The organism is Rhodanobacter fulvus Jip2 (assembly GCF_000264315.1).
Lineage (GTDB): Bacteria > Pseudomonadota > Gammaproteobacteria > Xanthomonadales > Rhodanobacteraceae > Rhodanobacter > Rhodanobacter fulvus.
The window spans coordinates 51,713-68,746 of record NZ_AJXU01000054.1 but is presented as its reverse complement, the minus strand read 5'-3'; the positions used below and the strand labels follow the sequence as shown (position 1 = coordinate 68,746).

Sequence of the window (17,034 nt, the reverse complement as noted above, 5' to 3'; positions counted from 1 at the left end):
AAATTGCCCTAGCCTCTGACGAATTTCGATGGGTGGCGGCACGGTCGCGCCCTATCCGCAACTTCCCGCGACCGCTATATCGGCCGCCGAAACCCTGCCACTTGCCGTGATAACGACTCTCTTGCCAGGTACCGACCTCGTACTCTCCCCAGCTCCTGTCCCCGCAGTGGCTTTTGCACAAACCATGAATTCCCTGCTCACCCCACCTACCACTTCGCCACGAGAATTGAGGGTGAGCACCCCGTTTGCCGAAGACCGTACTGAAACATTGGGGGCCGATTCCCGCAATTGCAGAAGTGACTGCGGCTTGCCGGTATCGTAATCAGCACCACTGGTCGAGGAAGCGTAAGCCAGCCAGCCGCGGTCGAATTGGTTGCTGGCACCACCGCATGCTTTTTCGCCCGCCACCGCGGTAGTCGAACGTGGACACAACGATACAAATGACCTGGTCGTGATCGCCTCGCTTCGCGCATATTGAAGGTCGCTATACATGGCATTTACCTGCGTCGAAACACCATTGCGACGAATCATGCTACGAAAGTTCGGTAGGGCGATCGCAGCGAGTATGGCCAAGACGGTGATCGCGACCATCAATTCGATCAAGGAGAATCCAGCCCGGTGACTGCGCTGGTGGATTTGAGTCCCGAGTTCAATGCTCATGACAATACCGCGCTATTTGAGCTTGAGCCTCAGAACGCTTCGTCGCCCTTTGCTCATCAAGCAACTGTGTGGCGGAATCGAGATCGGAATCACTCGCAATCATGGCATCAGAATTCAACAGTTCCAGGTTCTGTTTCGCCACCGTACACAGGTGCTCTTCCTGCTTTTTGCTGGCTAGATCTAGCGCAGCTTTGGCTTCAGCAGTCGTTGGTAAAGGAGAGCTCGGAGGCAACTCGCTGGAATTGTCATCCACGTGACCAGAAAGCGTCATTCGAGTGTTCTTCACCCCATCCGGCGGTGCCTTTTCGCTGTAATGAACCGTGCCCGCGGCGTCTTTCCACTTATAAATTTCCTGGCAAACGCCAACCACACAAAACAAGCCCAGTGCCGCCGAAACCACCAGACGACGACCGAAAGATACATACCCTTTTCCAGAATATCGCCGCATTGCTCTAGTTACCCCAGCACTTCGGATCATTGGCGGTGGATCCAGTAGAACTCTGAGTTCCAGACCTCTCAAGACTGAGTGTCTGGCAAAGCGCGTCGTCCCGTCGCTGATTTCCCGCGGCCGTCGCGGTGATCGTGTAATCCGTCGAAGACGCCGACGGGATAGAAATGGTGTAGTACTGCCCATTTCCCACCATAGTGTTGGACCCCGACAGATCGGCCAACGTATCGGTGTAAGCATTATGGGAATAGTAAAAGCGCTCTTGTCGGCCAGCCAGATCGAGTAGCGTGCGTTGCGCATCGGTGCGATGCGTCCTCACCACGTAGCTGCGATACGACGAAATAGCGAGCGCGGACAAGATCGAGATGATAACCACCACGATCATCAATTCGAGCAAGGTGAAGCCAAGCTGTCGACGCATGATTTTTCCTTATTTATCGAGCGGTTCGCGCCACGAAATCTCACCACTCCTGACTGACTTCAAGGGCGGCAGATCGTGACAGATGATCGCACCACTAGATGTTTGCACACACGCGCGCAGGTCCTTGTCGCCCGATGAGCCGGAGCCTCCCTTGCTCAAGCTCGGCTGGGAGGGAAGCCCCTTGCCCAATTCCACAGATTTGTTGATTTTTCCATCGGAATCCTTGCCGAGAATGCCGATCAGGCCCACGTCAGCCGTACCTGTCAGATAGTTCGAGGGAACCAATCGACCTTCGCCCTGATCGGTGCATTGATCAGTGCCAGGCAGGTAAGTCGAAGTGTTCAAAACACCGCCCGCCAGTACCTGGGTGGAAACAACGCGTTCCGATGGCATTTTGGCACCGTTAGCGTCCGTGGGGATGTCGAGGTTGGACTTCCAACCATGGGCGGTTTGCGATGCGGCGGCGAGGTCCGCAATCGTTGTCACGTCGTCACCTGCTCCACTCACGGTGCCGTCATCCATGACGTCAACGTCAGTCACATCGAGAAGATCGGCGAAAGACACAGTGCTGTTCGTCGTCACAGCTGGGGTTCCCGCTGAAACCGTCGACGTTGTTCCGTCATCCACTAGACCAACGATCACTTGCTGGTTTTTATCCTGGAGATCGCTCTTGGTATAGGCGCGGCCCGTGCCAAAAAACACCATATGTTGCCGCTTGTCGTTTACGCCCAGAGTGGGGCGAATAGTGACCGGTTTGTCCAGCCCAGACAGAACCATTCGCGGCGACCAGTCCGCTGGATCCACACTGCCTTTAAAGTCGATCGCCCACAACGCCCCACCAAATGGGCTGGCTGCGCCCTTCGAACTGCCGAAATACAGCGATTCTGCGACGCCATCCAAGTTGAAATCTGAAGCCACAACATCCCCTGCGAAGCTGTTGGCGCCGGCGTTCGCCGCCCCCACGTTCGTCATCATCTTGACCGTGCCGTTGCCAGTGCCCCAACTCAGTGGTGTGGGGTCCGAGCTTGCGATATCACTGAGATCGTACGCACGAATGCCTAGACCGGCTGTGGAAATAGCGTTTCCACCTTCCACCGAGCCGGAGCCGCCATTGTCAGTGGTGCCCGAGCCCGTAAAGAGAATGAATTTGCTGGGATCGGGATCGGCCGAGCCGCTGGGACGGAACATCGCTACCGCGGGCAGCGAGGACGTATAAGTGCTTACCGTCTTCATGAGATTCGCGCATGAAAACAGTGTCGAAGCACAACCAGCACTCGCTCCTGATCCGGCGAGCCCCTGCGCATTCGTCAACTCTGCCAGCAGGACCGGCGGCGCTTCCGGATTCGTGACGTCCAGGACGACATAGGCAGGGAATGATGCCTGATAGGTGCTCGCAGCCCCTTCCTTTGTGTCCACCGTGATGGGACCACCACCAAACCGGAACGGCACGATGAGAATGGTGCCCCAACCATCAGGATGGCATTGGGTAGAACCGCTCACCGAGCAATTCTCGTCGCTCGCGGTAAAAATTCGCACGTCCTGGGAAATCGGCGAACCGTCCACGTAGAACATGTGCGCGTAATCGGGATCGGAAAGCCAACGCAAATGGGCAAGCAGGTTGCCAGGCACGTAAGCCCACACCTCGGAGCCAAGCGGGTGCGCCGTGAAGGCGCTGTCCAGCGAACAACCCTGGCTCGTGCATGTCGATGGCTGGGTATCGAGCCTCTTTTCCGATGCGTTGTAAAAACCTCCGTTGAACGCGTGGATCATGCCGTCGTTGGCACCGACGTAGATCATCTGCCGCCTGCTCTGGTACTTCTTGCGAAAGCCTCCATAGCTACTGTCGTTGTAAAGCAGGTCAAAAGACTCGGCTGGAACACCGACCGCGAGCGGTGTCGAGTTGACGATGTCGCCGAGACGGTAGACCTTGCCATCGACGGTCCGTGAGCGCCAATTCGGATCAGGCCTTCCATCACTGCCCGTCCACTCCGTACCACGGATCCAGTCGACCAGCGATTCTGCACCGTTCGAGCTACACGTGTTCAAGAACCGGAAATTGCCGGTGACAGTGCTCGAATCGCACGTTCCGTTACCCCCAAAGCCGGACGATGACCAGGCGAAATCCTTCTGCTCTCCGGTATCAACCACGCCGTCATGATCGGCGTCGATCCAAGTGAAGATGTAGCGGCCCGCGGCACCCGTCGCCGCCGTGCCGTAAGCACGCTGGGTTAGTGTTTGATAGGACGCAGACGACAACATGTTCTGTGCCGACCAGACCGGCTTGAGATCACTCAACGGCTTGCCATTGCATTGCGCTGCTGGGATCGGCTTGGTGGGCGCGACTGTCGGATCTGTGTACGTGTGGAATCGCGAATCACCGTCGGCAGTGGTGCAGAAGCGGACGATCGGGTTTTGCGATGCATCTCCCAGCGTCGGTGACCCACCGATGTCGTAACCACCTTCGCGGAACTGCCCGTCGCTATCGATCCACAAGGCGTTCACCGCACCGGTCCAGGATACCGATTGGCTACCAGTAACATTCTGCGTCTTGCCTTGGTAAAGCGCTTGATAGGTCAATCCCTCTCCCGCAGCGCTGCTGGTTACCACCGCTGCTGAGGTACCCGAGCCGGAGCGGGTCAAAATGGCATTGAACACGCTGGCAAGGCGCTCACCCAGCTGCGCGGGATTACGCACGGGGAAGAAATTGTCCGGCACATTGTCTGCACCGGGCAGACCCGTATCGTTGTTGTTCTGATCCCAGTTGGAGGTAGCGCACGCCGGCGTGGTGGTTTTGTCGCAGGGTGCCGTGACCGCCACACCCGACGTGTCGGTTATTTTCGCAAAGCCACCATATTTGGCGGCGTAATAGAGGGGGTTTTCCAGCTGCTTGGCGCCCGTGCTGCCCACCGTGTACTTGACCACCTTGGGCTTGTACCAACTGGCCGGTGCGTTTGCCTGAGATGTCAGCACGCTCGCATTCGCGTTACCCGGACGCAGGGCGAGACGCTTTACACCGTCATCACTGGAGCCGCTGATGGTGTAGCCAGTAAGCATCGCATTGCCGGCGTAAGCCGAAAGATTCTCAATGCGAACCAATGCTTCGTCATTGCCTACCGTGGGTTTCCCGGCGTTATCGGTGCAAATTGCCGAATCCGACTGCCAGCAGATGTCATATCCAGCAAAAGAGCTTCCTGTACGACCCACACTGTACGAGCGCGCCTTGTCATTCAGAGCGCTGCCCACGTTCGCCGTGTCTGCAGTGAACGAGGCGCTGGTACCTGACAGGTTTTCCCCTGTGTAGAGGGTCAACTTGTAGCCCGCAGGCACCTTAACAGAGGAGATCACGTCCCGGAAGCCATCGCCCACCGGGAAATTATGAGGTGTGGTATCTGTGCTCGGACACCAGCTGCCTCCGCCGTAATTGGTGTTCTTGTAGAAACAAACCGTTGCTGCGGGCAACTTCTGAGGCAAATTCGTAGATCGGGCGCAGGTGTCTCCAACGCAGTACGTCAGCATCGAAACAACGTCGTTGTCGTGATCATTGCCCCATAGCGAATCCTCCCACACGAGCGAATAACTACCCGCGCGCGCGTCTGCAAGCAGCGGCCGGCCATAGATGTAGCTTGTGTCGACTCGTGACGTCTTGGTGCCCACGCCCACCGCGCCGAGATAGCAACTGCGCCAGCCCGAATCCGTGATGGATGCTCCGCCGGTGTTGTTGGCTTGGCACAAAGGCGCGAGCGTTATGGATTTGGACCCGATTGGCAGTTGGAACTTTGGAAGATTTTCCGCCAGAGCCACGGCGTAGGTCTGCACGGTATTTTTGTAGCCAGCGGGTCGCGTACTGCCCTGCACAGAACCCAGGTCCGGCCGCAGATCTTTTGTCCACGCGTCGAACGCCAGCCCGGCGATTAGGAAGCTGCCTTCCATGCTAGGGATATCCGGACAGATACCTCGAGCCAAACTCAGGTCACTCACCAGCTTCGAACTGCAAAGGTCTTCGTACGTATTGACAGGCTTGCCAACAGCCAGATCGGTCTGAGTCGCCACTACACGTCCGGTCAAATAATTGTTTCCATTGATGCCTTCATCGGCACCGATGGCCTGCGTGGCTGAGGCCGCGTTCATGCCGATACCTGCCTTGGTCCACGGCGGGAGCTCGTCACTGTCGAAAGAGTTCAGGCCGGTAGACAAGACAATGACGCTGCAGGAGGCACAATAGGGATTTTCGGAAGCAGCGTACGGATCTTTCCAAGCAGGCGATGGCAGGCCGGCAAGATCACCTGCCTTGATAAACTTGGCCGTCTTGGCACCATCTGCAGCGATGTAGCGAAGGGCCTCGGCATACATTTCCGAAAGCGGATTGCCCCAGGCGCTGCACGCTTGCGCGTTGGTGCCAGAGCTGCCCGGATCATCGAGGCGATTATTTGTGCCGTTCGTTGTCTCGTTTCGATTCAGGATTCCGTAAGTGTTGCAATCATTCCAATTGTTGTTGAAGTTCCAATTCGTCAGCTTCAGCCGATGCAAGGTATTGATGATTCCTTCCTTGCCATCATCCTGATTGCAGAACGTTCCGTCGCTCAGCTTTATTTCGTCGCCCGCCACGCACGTCGCCGGATCGTTACCGTTCCCCGCTAACTTGCCTATATTCCGACGTAACACGCCACCGCTTCGCGGTGCAGAAAAACTACCTGTCAGAAGGCCAAAGCGCATTTGGCCGTTTTCGCCATATCGCTGCAATAGTCCGACGGGCTTATAGCTGCGGGAGCTACCGTTGCTATAGAGCTGACAGAAGCTCTCGCGAATGCCGTTCGTCGACGGGTCGCAGACTTCGACCTGAACGATATATTCCTTGTCACCAAGCCCATCATTCTTCGATGCGTCGTCGTTGTAGCTATTATTCGCATCCGGCGTGCCGATTGTTTCCTTCCAGTCACATTGACGCGACGCGGTCGACGCCCACTCCGACCAATTTCCTCGCGCCACGCGCATTTGCGGGTCACCGTCAGCGGAGAGTGTGGCGTTGCAGAACGATATCCCGAGATTCGAAGTGTCCTGAATGAACGGCGTGAACTTGTTCACGTCCGTACCTGTGTAGACCTTTGCCCAAGCGTGGAGGTCATTAGGAATCGGTGCGCGCTTCAACACGGTCCTGTTGGGATTATCGGTCGAACGCAGTCCACCGTCGAGGACGAGCCGCACGACATCGAGCCGGCTCATGGACACCCAATTCAGGAAGTTACCGCTCCAATTTCCGCTGCACTGGTGCTTTTTCTGGCCATCCGCGTTGCCGCCCGAGGCTGCCGCCGATGCTTTGAACTGCGTATTGGCGTAGGTATAGCAAAGCGAGGAATCAAAATACCCCGAATAATCGAACGCATCGTTGTACGTTGTGTCAACAACCCCATCGTTGTCCAGGTCGGTGTAATCGGAATAGGCCTTGATGAACAATTGCTCGTCACGCGACATCACCAGCATCACCAGCGGCGCTGCCGAGCTTGAATTGATGACGGGTAGTGCGGTGAAATTTGCCGCCACCGCAACATCGCCTTTTCGGTTCAATCCAATGGCAGCGCCAATGGCCGAAGCGGCCGGCGCCGGTACGGCGGTTGAGGTCGATGGCGCAGGATTCCCATCCGCGTCCGAGGTCGTCGCCGCGGGTGCGGGGCCGAACCCAACGTCGATAGCAGCCATCGGGGATGGTAGCGGCTGAGCCACAACCATCGGCGCAGCGAGGCACACTATGAGAAAGCCAATAAGCAGCCCTCGGCATGACATCTCTGTTCCCAAATTAGCGCGACCGGCAATTTTGTTCATGACCAACCATCCCGTCAATTTCTTGAGTCACGACGTCAGTTAATGCTCTGACGATACTGGGAAAGCGTGAGCGCCCTCGCCGAATTGGCGGTGCCCTCGCTGAGTATTTCAAAATATTTGGAGGCACTGCCGTTGGCTGCACCGTTGCCCAGGCCCCGATAGCCGGCCGCCTGTGCCGCACCTGAACCCGCCTCCAGAATGCTTCCATCCGGGCGGATCCACAGGCGCGCGCTGCCACCACTCGAACACCCGGAATCATTGCAAACCGCGACGGTGACATCGGGATCGCTTTTCATCCAGGTCGAGGGGTCGTAGGCCTTCTCACCGGTGAAGTACTGCGCTTCATACAAATTCAGCAAGCCCCCGGTAGTGGCGTCACGAACGTCAACATTGCCCAAGACGTCGCAACTGATACCGTTTTTGCCGACCTTGTCACCATCGGATTTGCAGACCGGAAACGTACCGAACTGCGTATCGGGAACACTCCCACCCATGGTTGTCGTTGGCCAACCCCGGTTGAAGGTGTTGTCTTCGAACAGCGCGGTGGGCACCGCCCTCATCGACTCTGAAACTTCGAAAGCACGCTCGTGCGCGGCAACGTTGTTGACCATGCGCATTTCCAGCAGCGTTCCCCGCATGGCAACGACAGCCACGAGCGAGAGAATGACCAGAAATACCAGACCAACAAACAATGCGACGCCCTGCTGTCGCGTGGCGGATGGATGCCTGACACCTGCTCGGGTGGCCCTATGCATGGCGTTCATCCCCTCACACGATTGCGAATTTGTACGATTTGCTGCTGCATGCTGCGCGAAAATTGGTTCGGCCGCGCCAAGCCACCGAGACTGAAGCCAGTGCAATCGCTGTCCGTCGTGGCCAGCGTGACGGCTCCTGCGTTGGAAATGGTGTAACTGCATTTTTCGCTGACCTTGAACGTACCCGCGTGAGAAACGGAAACGTCACGATCCGGGCTACGAGCCAATAAAGTCACTCGCACCGCAAGCACTGTCGGCCACTCAGCAGCGGTTACCTTGGTTGCGTTCTTGAACTGATTGACATGAGTACCGTCGGTGGAAACGCCGTACTCGAGCTGAAGTTGCTCAATCCCTTCCACCAACGGTTCGCGAACCAGACCGCTCTCGGTAAGCCGAAGTCGCATGAGCGTCGGGCGCGGCGTGCCTCCGTCGCTCATTGCATTGCAACCAGCAGCTGGGCGGTCGCTGCACGGCTGTAGGTAATAGGCCTCCACGCGATAGGGATAGACATATCGCTGCGTATCGCCCGTCAGTGGGATGCTGTCTGCGAGTTTGAACAACTGAGCGCCCTGCCCGACGCTGGCCGCCAGGAAATACGACGACGAAGGCAGGCACGTGCTCAATGTGGTCGCAGACAGAGCGGCCGTATTCCCATCAGGTACTGCGCATGGATCGGTATCCGCATAGCGGACAACGAGAACATCCGTCCCCGGGACATAGTCGCTATTCGGCACGAGCGCACAACTTGCTATAGGGAATACCGCCGCACCGTCGTAGCCGTACAAACCACCTGCACCGCTACCTGGCTTGCCGGCGACAAGCCAAGTGTCATCGCATCCCGTAGCGCCGCCGCCGTCCCCGAGCAGGCCGGTGACGTCGGCGGCCCTCAGGCCGCCCCAGAAATCGGCCATACGGATTGACCAATCGATGCGATCAGTCGCAAACCGAAGGTTCTGCTGTTGGAAATTGTTGCTTTCCTGCAATTGGTAAGCCTTCCGATTCGCCGTCAAAATCTGTATCAACCCTGCGACGACAATCGCGCCAAGCAACATTGCCACCATCAATTCGATAAGCGATACACCTATCTGCCTACTGCGCGAAACGTGCCGTGCATGTGCGCTCATGGCAGATAGTTCAATGTGTAGGAAAGATTGTCGCTGACCTTCGCTTGCTTTCCGTCCATCGCACCGCCGGACCAATTCGCAGTTATGACATACATGCCCAGGCTGGTATCCCATGACACGGTGGCGACCGGGGCATTCGTTCCGACAGCAGAGGGCGCAGCGCTCTTCACCCGCTTGACCCAATCGATAAGATCGCGCTTTGCCGCGCCATCCAGGTCGCAATCGGTTGTGCAGGTACTCACCAGTTCTTCTGTCCCCGCGTAACAATAAGGACAATCGCTTGAACTCGGAGAGGCGGGGTTCGCGGCCTTTATCGGCATCGTTGCAGCTGCCGGGTTCGCGCGCATCGCGTCGATCAGGCTTCTTACCTGCACGATGATGTTGCTGCGCGAGCCAGCCTCTTTGGTAAATTGCGCGCCCTTGACCTGCATCAACGCCAAGCCCAATACGCCAACGCTGAAGATAACGATGGCGACCAGCACCTCGATCAGCGAGACGCCTCGCTGACGCGACAAGACTTGCATGGAAAATTCTCCCTGATACCCCTTCGTGCAATGTAGCCATTCCACGGCCGTCGGCCAGCCATCTCCCGACAAGCGGTAGCAACGGCCCGATGAGCGGTGTCCGGGCCGTGTGAAAACGTGACCGTGGTCCGGTGCGCGTGGATACGGGAATGCCTGGCAGCAAGGATGTGGCGGGGGAAAACTTGCTGGCCGGCGCTTGCGGGGCGCGCCCTGCGGGATGCCCATCCGCCACACAGCTTGCGCCAACCACCTCCCGCCCCGTAAAATTCGCGGCTCACTGCCGGAATAGCTCAGTTGGTAGAGCGGCGCATTCGTAATGCGTAGGTCGGAGGTTCGACTCCTCTTTCCGGCACCAGTTTTCTGCAAGACCCGAAGCCCCGGAAAGCGCGAGTTTTCCGGGGCTTTCTTGTGTCGGCGAGTCTCGCCGCCGGGGTGAAGCCGGCCAGACCCGGCCTCGCGCTCAGGGGCTCGGCCGGATCTCCACCAGCACGACATCATTGGTTCGCATCGGAAGAGGCACGCTTGCCTTTCCGTCGACGCCGACCGTCACCGCGAGAATCCCGGGCCGGTCGGTGGTTGCCGCCTGCAATTGCCGCAACTGGTCCGGCGTCAGTGACGCCGGGGAACCCATGCGCAGGTAGGCGGTGTACGCGTCGTTGGCGTCGTAGCCCGTGCGGTAAACCGCGGCTTGGTAGGTGCCCGGCGGCAGATGTTTCAGGTCGAGCGTGACGGAGCCATCCTGCCGGGACGGAAACACCTTCGTGTAGAACGGACGGTTGCTCTTGTCCTGCCTTGGCTGCACGAAATCCCAGACCAGCGCCTTGAGCACGCCGTCGTCCCACGTCACGTAACTCTGCGCGTCGGCGGTTTTCAGCTGGCTTGCGCCGAGCCGGTTCAGATACTTGTAGGCGAACCAGGCCGGCTTGCGGATGCCCTGCGGATTCATCAGGCCGAAGCCACCCTGGAACGGTGCCGTGGGCGGGCCGGGCTCCTCGAACAGGTCGCTGAAGGTCCAGTAACTCATGCCCTGCGCCAAACCTTCCGACGCCTTGAGCTTGCCGAGGATGTAGGCGGCGCTGACGTACGAATCATGCACGGGATCGCGCGGCGTATAGCTGCTGCTCCACTCGGTGAAGTACAGCGGCAGGCCGGGCATGGAGGATTGCTCGATCTGCTGGCGCACGCGGCGCACGTCGCCGACGATCGCATCCGGTGACGGCGAGAGTTTGGTGTCGCTCTGGCCGTGCTCGTCGAGGAAGCCGCCGTCGACGCCATAGGTGTGCGTGGAGATGAAGTCGATCGGCACGCCGACCTGCGTGGCGTGCTCGATCAACTCGGGCACCCAGGCCGCGCCCGCCGTGGCCGGGCCGCCCACTTTCAATTGCGGATCGACCTGCTTGATGTGGCGCACGGTGGCGTCGAACAGGTCGAAGTAGGCCTTTTGATCGGCGTCTTCCCAGAAGCCGCTCAGGTTTGGCTCGTTCCAGACCTCGAAATACCAGCGCCGGATTTCCTGCTGGCCGTAGCGCTGCTCCAGGTGACGCACGAACGCGGTCACCAGCGCGCTCCACTTCGAAAGCACCGGATGGGAAGTGTTGCCCTTCCAGTAGAAAATGTGCTGATCCGAGGTCCGCATCGCCTCCGGCGTAAAGCCCAGCTCCACGAACGGGCGGATGCCCATCGCGAGCAGCCGGTCGTAGAGCCGGTCGATGCCGGTCCAGTCGTAGACCGGCTTGCCGTCGACCTCGCGGTAGGTGCCGAGCACGTCGTGGAAGATGGCGTGGAAACGGATGTAGCGAAAGCCCAGTTCCATCCTTGCCGTTTGCAGCTGCGCGAGGCTGTCGTCGCGCATCAGCGTGCCGGGGTAATCGGAGCCGATGGAGAAGTTGAAGAAGCGATCCAGCGGCGAGGTCTTCCCCTGCACATCGATGTCGATGTGTCGTACCCCCTGCGCGGCGTAGACGACGGGCGCCAGGCAGGCCAGAAGCATGACCAGGCTGCAGGCGGCGATGGAACGGCGGAAAGTCGGCATGTTCATGGCGCCAGTAAAGCAAACCCGGGCCAGCGATTTCCGGCAGTGGCCGTTACGATTTTCACCAGCTGCCGCGAACCGGGCGCAAGGGCTTTCGTACCCCGACCGAGCCGACGCACCGAGGGACAAACCACCGGTACCGCCCACGCAAAAGGGCCGCGATCACTCGCGGCCCTTTGCTTGAATTTTGGCGCCCGAAGTTGGACTCGAACCAACGACCCCCTGATTAACAGTCAAGTGCTCTAACCAGCTGAGCTATTCGGGCGGGAGCTGCGTAGTTTGTAGTTCGTGCGCTCAGCTGTCAACCCATCGGGAGCAACTATGGAACCTTTTCATGGCATGCACACCCGGTAGCACGGCACGTATGCCGCGCCGCCGGGCAGCTTCATGCGTTGCTGCTCCACGAAGGCCTGCAGCAGCTTGTCCAGGGCCTGCATGATGTCGCTGTCGCCGTCGATATCGAACGGGCCATGCTGCTCGATCGCGCGCACGCCCTCCTCCTTGACGTTGCCGGCGACGATGCCGGAAAACGCGCGGCGCAGGTCGGCAGCCAGTTCGTGGCGGGGACGGCCGTGCCGGAGCTGCAGCGCCCGCATCGACGCGTGGTCCGGCTGGAACGGCAACTGGAACGCATACGGCACTTGCAGCGCCCAGTTGAAGAAAAAGGCGTCCTTGGTATCCAGCCGGTGGTGGCGGACCTTTTCCACGCCCTTGACCATCGCCCGCGCGACCGTCGCCGGGTCGTCGACGATGATCTGGTAACGCCTGGCCACGTCATCGCCCAGGGTCAGGCGCAGGAATCGATCGATCTGCTCGAAGTACGCCGCCGATTCTTTCGGCCCGGTAAAGATCAGCGGGAACGGCGTATCGGCGTTGTCCGGATGCAGCAGGATGCCGAGCAGGTAGAGGATCTCCTCGGCGGTGCCGACGCCGCCGGGAAACACGATGATGCCGTGGCCGATGCGCACGAAGGCTTCGAGGCGCTTCTCGATGTCGGGCATGATCACCAGGTGGTTGACGATCGGGTTGGGCGACTCGGCGGCGATGATGCCCGGCTCGGTCAGTCCGATATAGCGGTTGTGTCGATGGCGCTGCTTGGCGTGCGCGATGGTCGCGCCCTTCATCGGCCCCTTCATGGCGCCGGGGCCGCAACCCGTGCAGATGTCCAGGCCGCGCAGACCGAGCTGGTAACCGACCAGCTTGGTGTAGTCGTACTCCTCGCGCGAGATCGAATGCCCGCCCCAGCACACCACCAGGTTGGGGTCGGCATGCGGCTTGAGGATGCGCGCATTGCGCAGGATCTCGAACACGTCCTCGGTAAGCCGGTCGGATGCGTCGAGGCCGTCGTCGGCATGCTCCAGTTGGGTCGCCACGTAGACGATGTCGCGTACCACGGCCACCAGCAATTCGTTGATGCCGCGAATGATCTGGCCATCCACGAACGCCTGCGCCGGCGCGTGCGATAGCTCGATCTTGATGCCGCGATCCTGCTGCAGCACCTGGATGTCGAAATCCGGATATCGCTCCAGGATGGCGCGCGGATCGTCGCTGATGCTGCCCGAGGTGAGCACGGCCAGCGCGCAACGACGCAACAGCGCATGCAGCCCGGAGCCGCTGGCGCCACGCAGGCGCACCACCTCGTTGCGGGACAGGATATCCAGACCGCCCGCGGGCGAAATGCGCGCGCTGACGGTGGCGACGTTGCCGGAACCGGTGTTTACAACATTCATGCACTACATCTCCATGCCGTCTCGATACGGCGGACTCGTTAGCTTCACGCGTGGGCGTCGACAGGGTCAAGCCGAAAAAAACCGGCGCCCTCGCGGACGCCGGTTTGTTCGATTGACCAACAGGTTCGCTTAGAACGTGTAGCGAAGGGTCAGCATGGCCGACCAGCGCGATACCACGCGGGTCGGGTTCTGGCCGGATTCGTACACACCAATGGGCGTTGCCTGGTAGTTGCCGTTCTTGTCGGTCGGCAGCTTGTAGACGTACTTGCCGTCCACCACGCCGTTGTAGCCGGCGAGGTTGCGCGTCTGGTACTGGATGTAGGGCACGCTGCCCCAGTCCTTGTTGACCAGGTTCAGGAAGTTGTAGACGTCCAGTCGCAACTCACCCTTGTGGCCCTTGAAGAAGCCCGGAAGCTCCTGCACGAAGCTCATGTCCAGCTCGTTCGACCAGGGCAGATGGCTGGCGTTGCGCCCGGCAACGTCGCCGCGGTGGGCATTGAGGTATTCGTTGTTCGTGATGTAGTCCTGGAACTGCTGCACGAGCTGGGCACTGGCGGGCTTGCCCTTGCTGTCCACGTAGGCACCCACAAGCGCGTCGTTGAGCTTCGGGATGTAGGCCAGGTCGTAATAGGCGATGCCGTCGCCGTTCGCGTCGCCGCTGTACACCCAGCTGTACGGCAGGCCATCGTGGCCAAGGTACAGCGCCGAGATCTGCGTGTTGTAGTCGCCGAAGAACTTGTGCTGCCAGGTCAACGACAGCTTGAGGCTGCGCGGAATGTTGTAGGCGGAAATCTCGTTCTCGTTGCCGTTCGGATTGATGCGCGGCATGTACTGGTAGCTGGAGAACGCCTGCGAGCTGCCGCCCGAATTGACCTCGGTCGAATGGCTGAGGGTGAAGCTGGCGTTGCCGAAGAAGTTCTCCGAGAACGGCTTGCGCAGCGACAGGGTGAAGCTGTCGGCCTTGCCCTTGTGGGTGTTGGTCAGCAGCGTCGAAGCGGTGGAGAACGCCGGGTTGGCACCGTTGTTCGGGCCCTTGGTCGCGCCAGGCGTGACCCAGTACTGCTCGCGACCGTCAGGCAGGTAGCCCGAGGGCGTGCCCAGGTTGATCGCCTTGTACAGGATCGCATTGCGCACCTGGATGTGCTGGTACTCGGCCGAGGCGATCATGCCCCACCACGGCAATTCGCGATCCAGCGCCAGCGCGGCCTTCCACACGGAAGGCAGGCGGAAGTCCCTGGAAATCGTATCCACCGGGCCGGCTACCGCGCAGCCTGCCGAGTCGTCGATGTTCTGGTTGTGCGCTTCCGGACTGAAGTCCGGCTTGGCGTCGCAATGCGAGCCGTAGCCGTACTTGTAGTCAACGAGGGTAAGGCCGTTGTTCTGGTAGGGGTTGGTCATCCATACCGTGGGCGGTGTGGTCTGGAACAGGCCCACGCCACCGCGCAACTGCATCATGCGGTCGCCTTCGAAGTTGTAGTTGAACGACAGACGCGGTTCGACCACGCGATTGCTGGAACCGACCGCGTAGTTGTTCGGATAACCGAACGCGGCAGCCGCATCGGCGTTGTACGGCGGCTTGTGGTCCGAGTACGGGATGTCGACGCGAACGCCGTACATCACCGACAGGTTGTCGGTAACCTGCCAGGTGTCCTGCAGGAACGGCGTGTACTGGCGGTAGGTCCACTTGGCGGCGATGTCGCCGATGCCGCGGTTGCCGGCGGGCTGGTACAGCTCATAGCTGTCGTAGTTGCCCTCACCGGCGGCGAAATCGTCGATGCTGTTGAACACGTACGAACCGAACTCCGTGCGGCCGAACAGGTTGTAGATCTGGTCCTGCTCGAATGCCAGGCCACCCTTGATGGTGTGGTCGCCGGCGTAATAGGTGCCGGCGAAAAACGCCGTCCAGCGCTTGGTATTGATTTCGTTGTAGTGGCGGAACTGGTCTTCGCCCAGGTTCACCGACGGGCTGTTGAACGAATCGGTGTGCACCTGGATGGCCGGCTGATCCTTGGCACCGCCCGCCAACTGCGAGAACTGCTGGAAGCCGATCTTCGCCTCGGTGGAGAAATTGTCGGACCAGTCGTCGAACAGGTGGATCACCGAGTTTTCGGTGAGGCTGTTGGTGGTGTACCAGTAGCTGCTCAGGCCGACGGACGAGTTGCCGTTGCCGTTGACCTTCGGATACGACTCTTTCGTGCGCTGGTAGGTGAAGCTGGCGCGGTGGTTGTTGCTGATGTTCCAGTCCAGCTTGACCAGGTAGCGGTCGTCCGTCAGGTCGGTCGTGCCGCCGGCAACGTCACCCGGATCCAGGCCGTAGCCGATGGCGATGTTGCGGATGCGCTCGATGTCGCCCGGAGAAACCGCGTTGCCGGTGGACGGGCCATCACCGAGGCTCGGGTCGTACGCCACATTGGACGAGGAGCCCACGCCGGTGGTCTTCTGCTTTTCGGCGGACACGAAGAAGAACAGCTTGTCCTTGACGATCGGGCCGCCCAGGGTCACGCCCTTGGTGGTGTCGATGCCGTAGCCCTTGTAGTGGTAGTTCGGGTCGTCGCGGTCCAGATAGCCGGCGTCGCCCACAAGGTGGCTGGCGTTGCGATACGCGTAATAGACCGAGCCGTGGAAATCATTGGTGCCCGACTTGGTCACCGCGTTGATGCTGGCGCCCACGCTGTTGGAGGTGGTGTCGAAATTCGCGGTGGAGATGTTGTATTCGGCGATGGTGTCGGGCGAGATCGGCGAGCCCTGGTACGGCAGGCCGTTGGCGTTGAGGCCAAACGGGTCGCCTTGCGACACACCGTCCACGCTGATGTTGTTGTAACGCGTGTTCTGGCCGTTGGCGGAGATGGCGCCGGAGCCCTGGTCGGTCACCGTGATGCGCGGATCAAGGCGCGCGATGTCCGAGATCGAGCGGTCGGCCTGCGGCGTCGCCTGCAATTGTTTCTCGGAAAGATTGGTCGACAGGCCCTTGTTGTCCGGCGTGAAGGTCTGCATCAACGCGCTGGCGGACACGGTCACACCGGAAAGGTCCTGAACGCTCTTGGCCTGCTCGGCGCTCATGGTGAGGTTGACCGTGCTTTCCTGGCCCAGTTGCAGGTACACCTGATCCTGCTCGCCCTGGGTCAGGCCGGCCTTGGATGCGGTCACATCGAACGGGCCGCCCACGCGCATGCCCTGCGCCGAATAGCGTCCATCGGCGCCGGTGGTCGTGATCTTCGTGGTGCCGGAAGGCTCATGCACGATCTGCACGGTGGCGCCGGCCACCGGCTGGCCGCCGTTGTCGAGCACGCGTCCACTGATGGCGGACGAGGTGACCTGTGCCATGGCAGGCGCACTCGCCGCCAGCAGGGAGGCGATGGCGAGGGGCAGGATCTTGGTGCGTATCGGGCTATTCATTCTTGATCGACCTTGGGGCTCACAATGGATTCGTGGGCGTTGCCGGTGACTGCGGGACGACACGGGCAACGTCGCTGACAGGTTTCGGACCATCATCGAAGCCGACCTCATGCGCCGACGGCCTCGG

General features: G+C 60.0%; 10 protein-coding genes and 2 tRNA genes. 1 reads left to right on the top strand and 11 read right to left on the bottom strand.

Features of this window, described 5'->3' with window-relative positions:
• Positions 1-51: 51 nt before the first annotated feature.
• Genes UU9_RS17615 through pilV form a run of 7 tightly spaced genes read right to left on the bottom strand, consistent with a single transcriptional unit; the run spans position 52 to position 9,749 of the window.
• Positions 52-660: a GspH/FimT family pseudopilin gene (locus tag UU9_RS17615; protein WP_007082242.1), complete on the bottom strand. Its 609-nt coding sequence runs from the start codon at positions 658-660 to the stop codon at positions 52-54.
• Positions 650-1,138, bottom strand: a complete 489-nt coding sequence (locus tag UU9_RS17610; protein ID WP_156804291.1) for a DUF4124 domain-containing protein — start codon at positions 1,136-1,138, stop codon at positions 650-652. Before UU9_RS17610 ends, UU9_RS17615 begins: the two co-directional genes overlap by 11 nt.
• Positions 1,113-1,529: a type IV pilin protein gene (locus UU9_RS13115; RefSeq protein ID WP_007082240.1), complete on the bottom strand. Its 417-nt coding sequence runs from the start codon at positions 1,527-1,529 to the stop codon at positions 1,113-1,115. The genes UU9_RS17610 and UU9_RS13115 overlap by 26 nt, the downstream gene beginning before the upstream one ends.
• Positions 1,530-1,538: 9 nt before the next feature.
• Positions 1,539-7,346: a pilus assembly protein gene (locus UU9_RS17360; protein ID WP_083838988.1), complete on the bottom strand. Its 5,808-nt coding sequence runs from the start codon at positions 7,344-7,346 to the stop codon at positions 1,539-1,541.
• 35 nt (positions 7,347-7,381) lie between these two features.
• Positions 7,382-8,101 carry a pilus assembly PilX family protein gene (locus UU9_RS13105; RefSeq protein ID WP_162098777.1) on the bottom strand — a complete coding sequence of 240 codons (720 nt, stop codon included), beginning with the start codon at positions 8,099-8,101 and terminating at the stop codon, positions 7,382-7,384.
• A 5-nt stretch (positions 8,102-8,106) separates the two neighbouring features.
• Positions 8,107-9,225, bottom strand: coding sequence for a PilW family protein (locus UU9_RS13100; RefSeq protein WP_040671015.1), 1,119 nt, complete (start codon positions 9,223-9,225; stop codon positions 8,107-8,109).
• A complete protein-coding gene (gene pilV, locus UU9_RS17355) occupies positions 9,222-9,749 on the bottom strand; it encodes a type IV pilus modification protein PilV (RefSeq protein WP_007082236.1) in 528 nt (175 codons plus the stop codon). The genes UU9_RS13100 and pilV overlap by 4 nt, the downstream gene beginning before the upstream one ends.
• Before the next feature lie 279 nt (positions 9,750-10,028).
• On the opposite strand from pilV, the gene UU9_RS13090 reads away from it, so the two are divergent.
• Positions 10,029-10,104, top strand: a tRNA-Thr gene (locus UU9_RS13090).
• Positions 10,105-10,209: 105 nt separating this feature from the next.
• Here UU9_RS13090 and UU9_RS13085 read toward each other — a convergent pair.
• From UU9_RS13085 to UU9_RS13070, 4 genes are all read right to left on the bottom strand, one after another.
• On the bottom strand, positions 10,210-11,787 hold the full coding sequence (locus UU9_RS13085; RefSeq protein ID WP_007082235.1) for a GH39 family glycosyl hydrolase: 1,578 nt from the start codon (positions 11,785-11,787) through the stop codon (positions 10,210-10,212).
• Positions 11,788-11,969: 182 nt separating this feature from the next.
• Positions 11,970-12,046, bottom strand: a tRNA-Asn gene (locus UU9_RS13080).
• Between the two features lie 67 nt (positions 12,047-12,113).
• Positions 12,114-13,511 (bottom strand): nucleotide 5'-monophosphate nucleosidase PpnN, encoded by a 1,398-nt coding sequence (ppnN, locus tag UU9_RS13075; protein WP_007082234.1) that lies wholly within the window; start codon positions 13,509-13,511, stop codon positions 12,114-12,116.
• Positions 13,512-13,640: 129 nt separating this feature from the next.
• Complete coding sequence (locus UU9_RS13070) at positions 13,641-16,907, bottom strand: TonB-dependent receptor (protein ID WP_007082233.1); 3,267 nt, start codon at positions 16,905-16,907, stop codon at positions 13,641-13,643.
• Between the last annotated feature and the right edge of the window lie 127 nt (positions 16,908-17,034).

Coding starts and splice junctions, on each gene's coding strand:
- UU9_RS17610 (WP_156804291.1), bottom strand. CDS start 1,138: ATGATCCGAAGTGCTGGGGTAACTAGAGCAATGCGGCGATATTCTGGA.
- UU9_RS13105 (WP_162098777.1), bottom strand. CDS start 8,101: ATGCATAGGGCCACCCGAGCAGGTGTCAGGCATCCATCCGCCACGCGA.
- UU9_RS17360 (WP_083838988.1), bottom strand. CDS start 7,346: ATGAACAAAATTGCCGGTCGCGCTAATTTGGGAACAGAGATGTCATGC.
- UU9_RS13085 (WP_007082235.1), bottom strand. CDS start 11,787: ATGAACATGCCGACTTTCCGCCGTTCCATCGCCGCCTGCAGCCTGGTC.
- ppnN (WP_007082234.1), bottom strand. CDS start 13,511: ATGAATGTTGTAAACACCGGTTCCGGCAACGTCGCCACCGTCAGCGCG.
- pilV (WP_007082236.1), bottom strand. CDS start 9,749: ATGCAAGTCTTGTCGCGTCAGCGAGGCGTCTCGCTGATCGAGGTGCTG.
- UU9_RS13100 (WP_040671015.1), bottom strand. CDS start 9,225: ATGAGCGCACATGCACGGCACGTTTCGCGCAGTAGGCAGATAGGTGTA.
- UU9_RS13070 (WP_007082233.1), bottom strand. CDS start 16,907: ATGAATAGCCCGATACGCACCAAGATCCTGCCCCTCGCCATCGCCTCC.
- UU9_RS17615 (WP_007082242.1), bottom strand. CDS start 660: ATGAGCATTGAACTCGGGACTCAAATCCACCAGCGCAGTCACCGGGCT.
- UU9_RS13115 (WP_007082240.1), bottom strand. CDS start 1,529: ATGCGTCGACAGCTTGGCTTCACCTTGCTCGAATTGATGATCGTGGTG.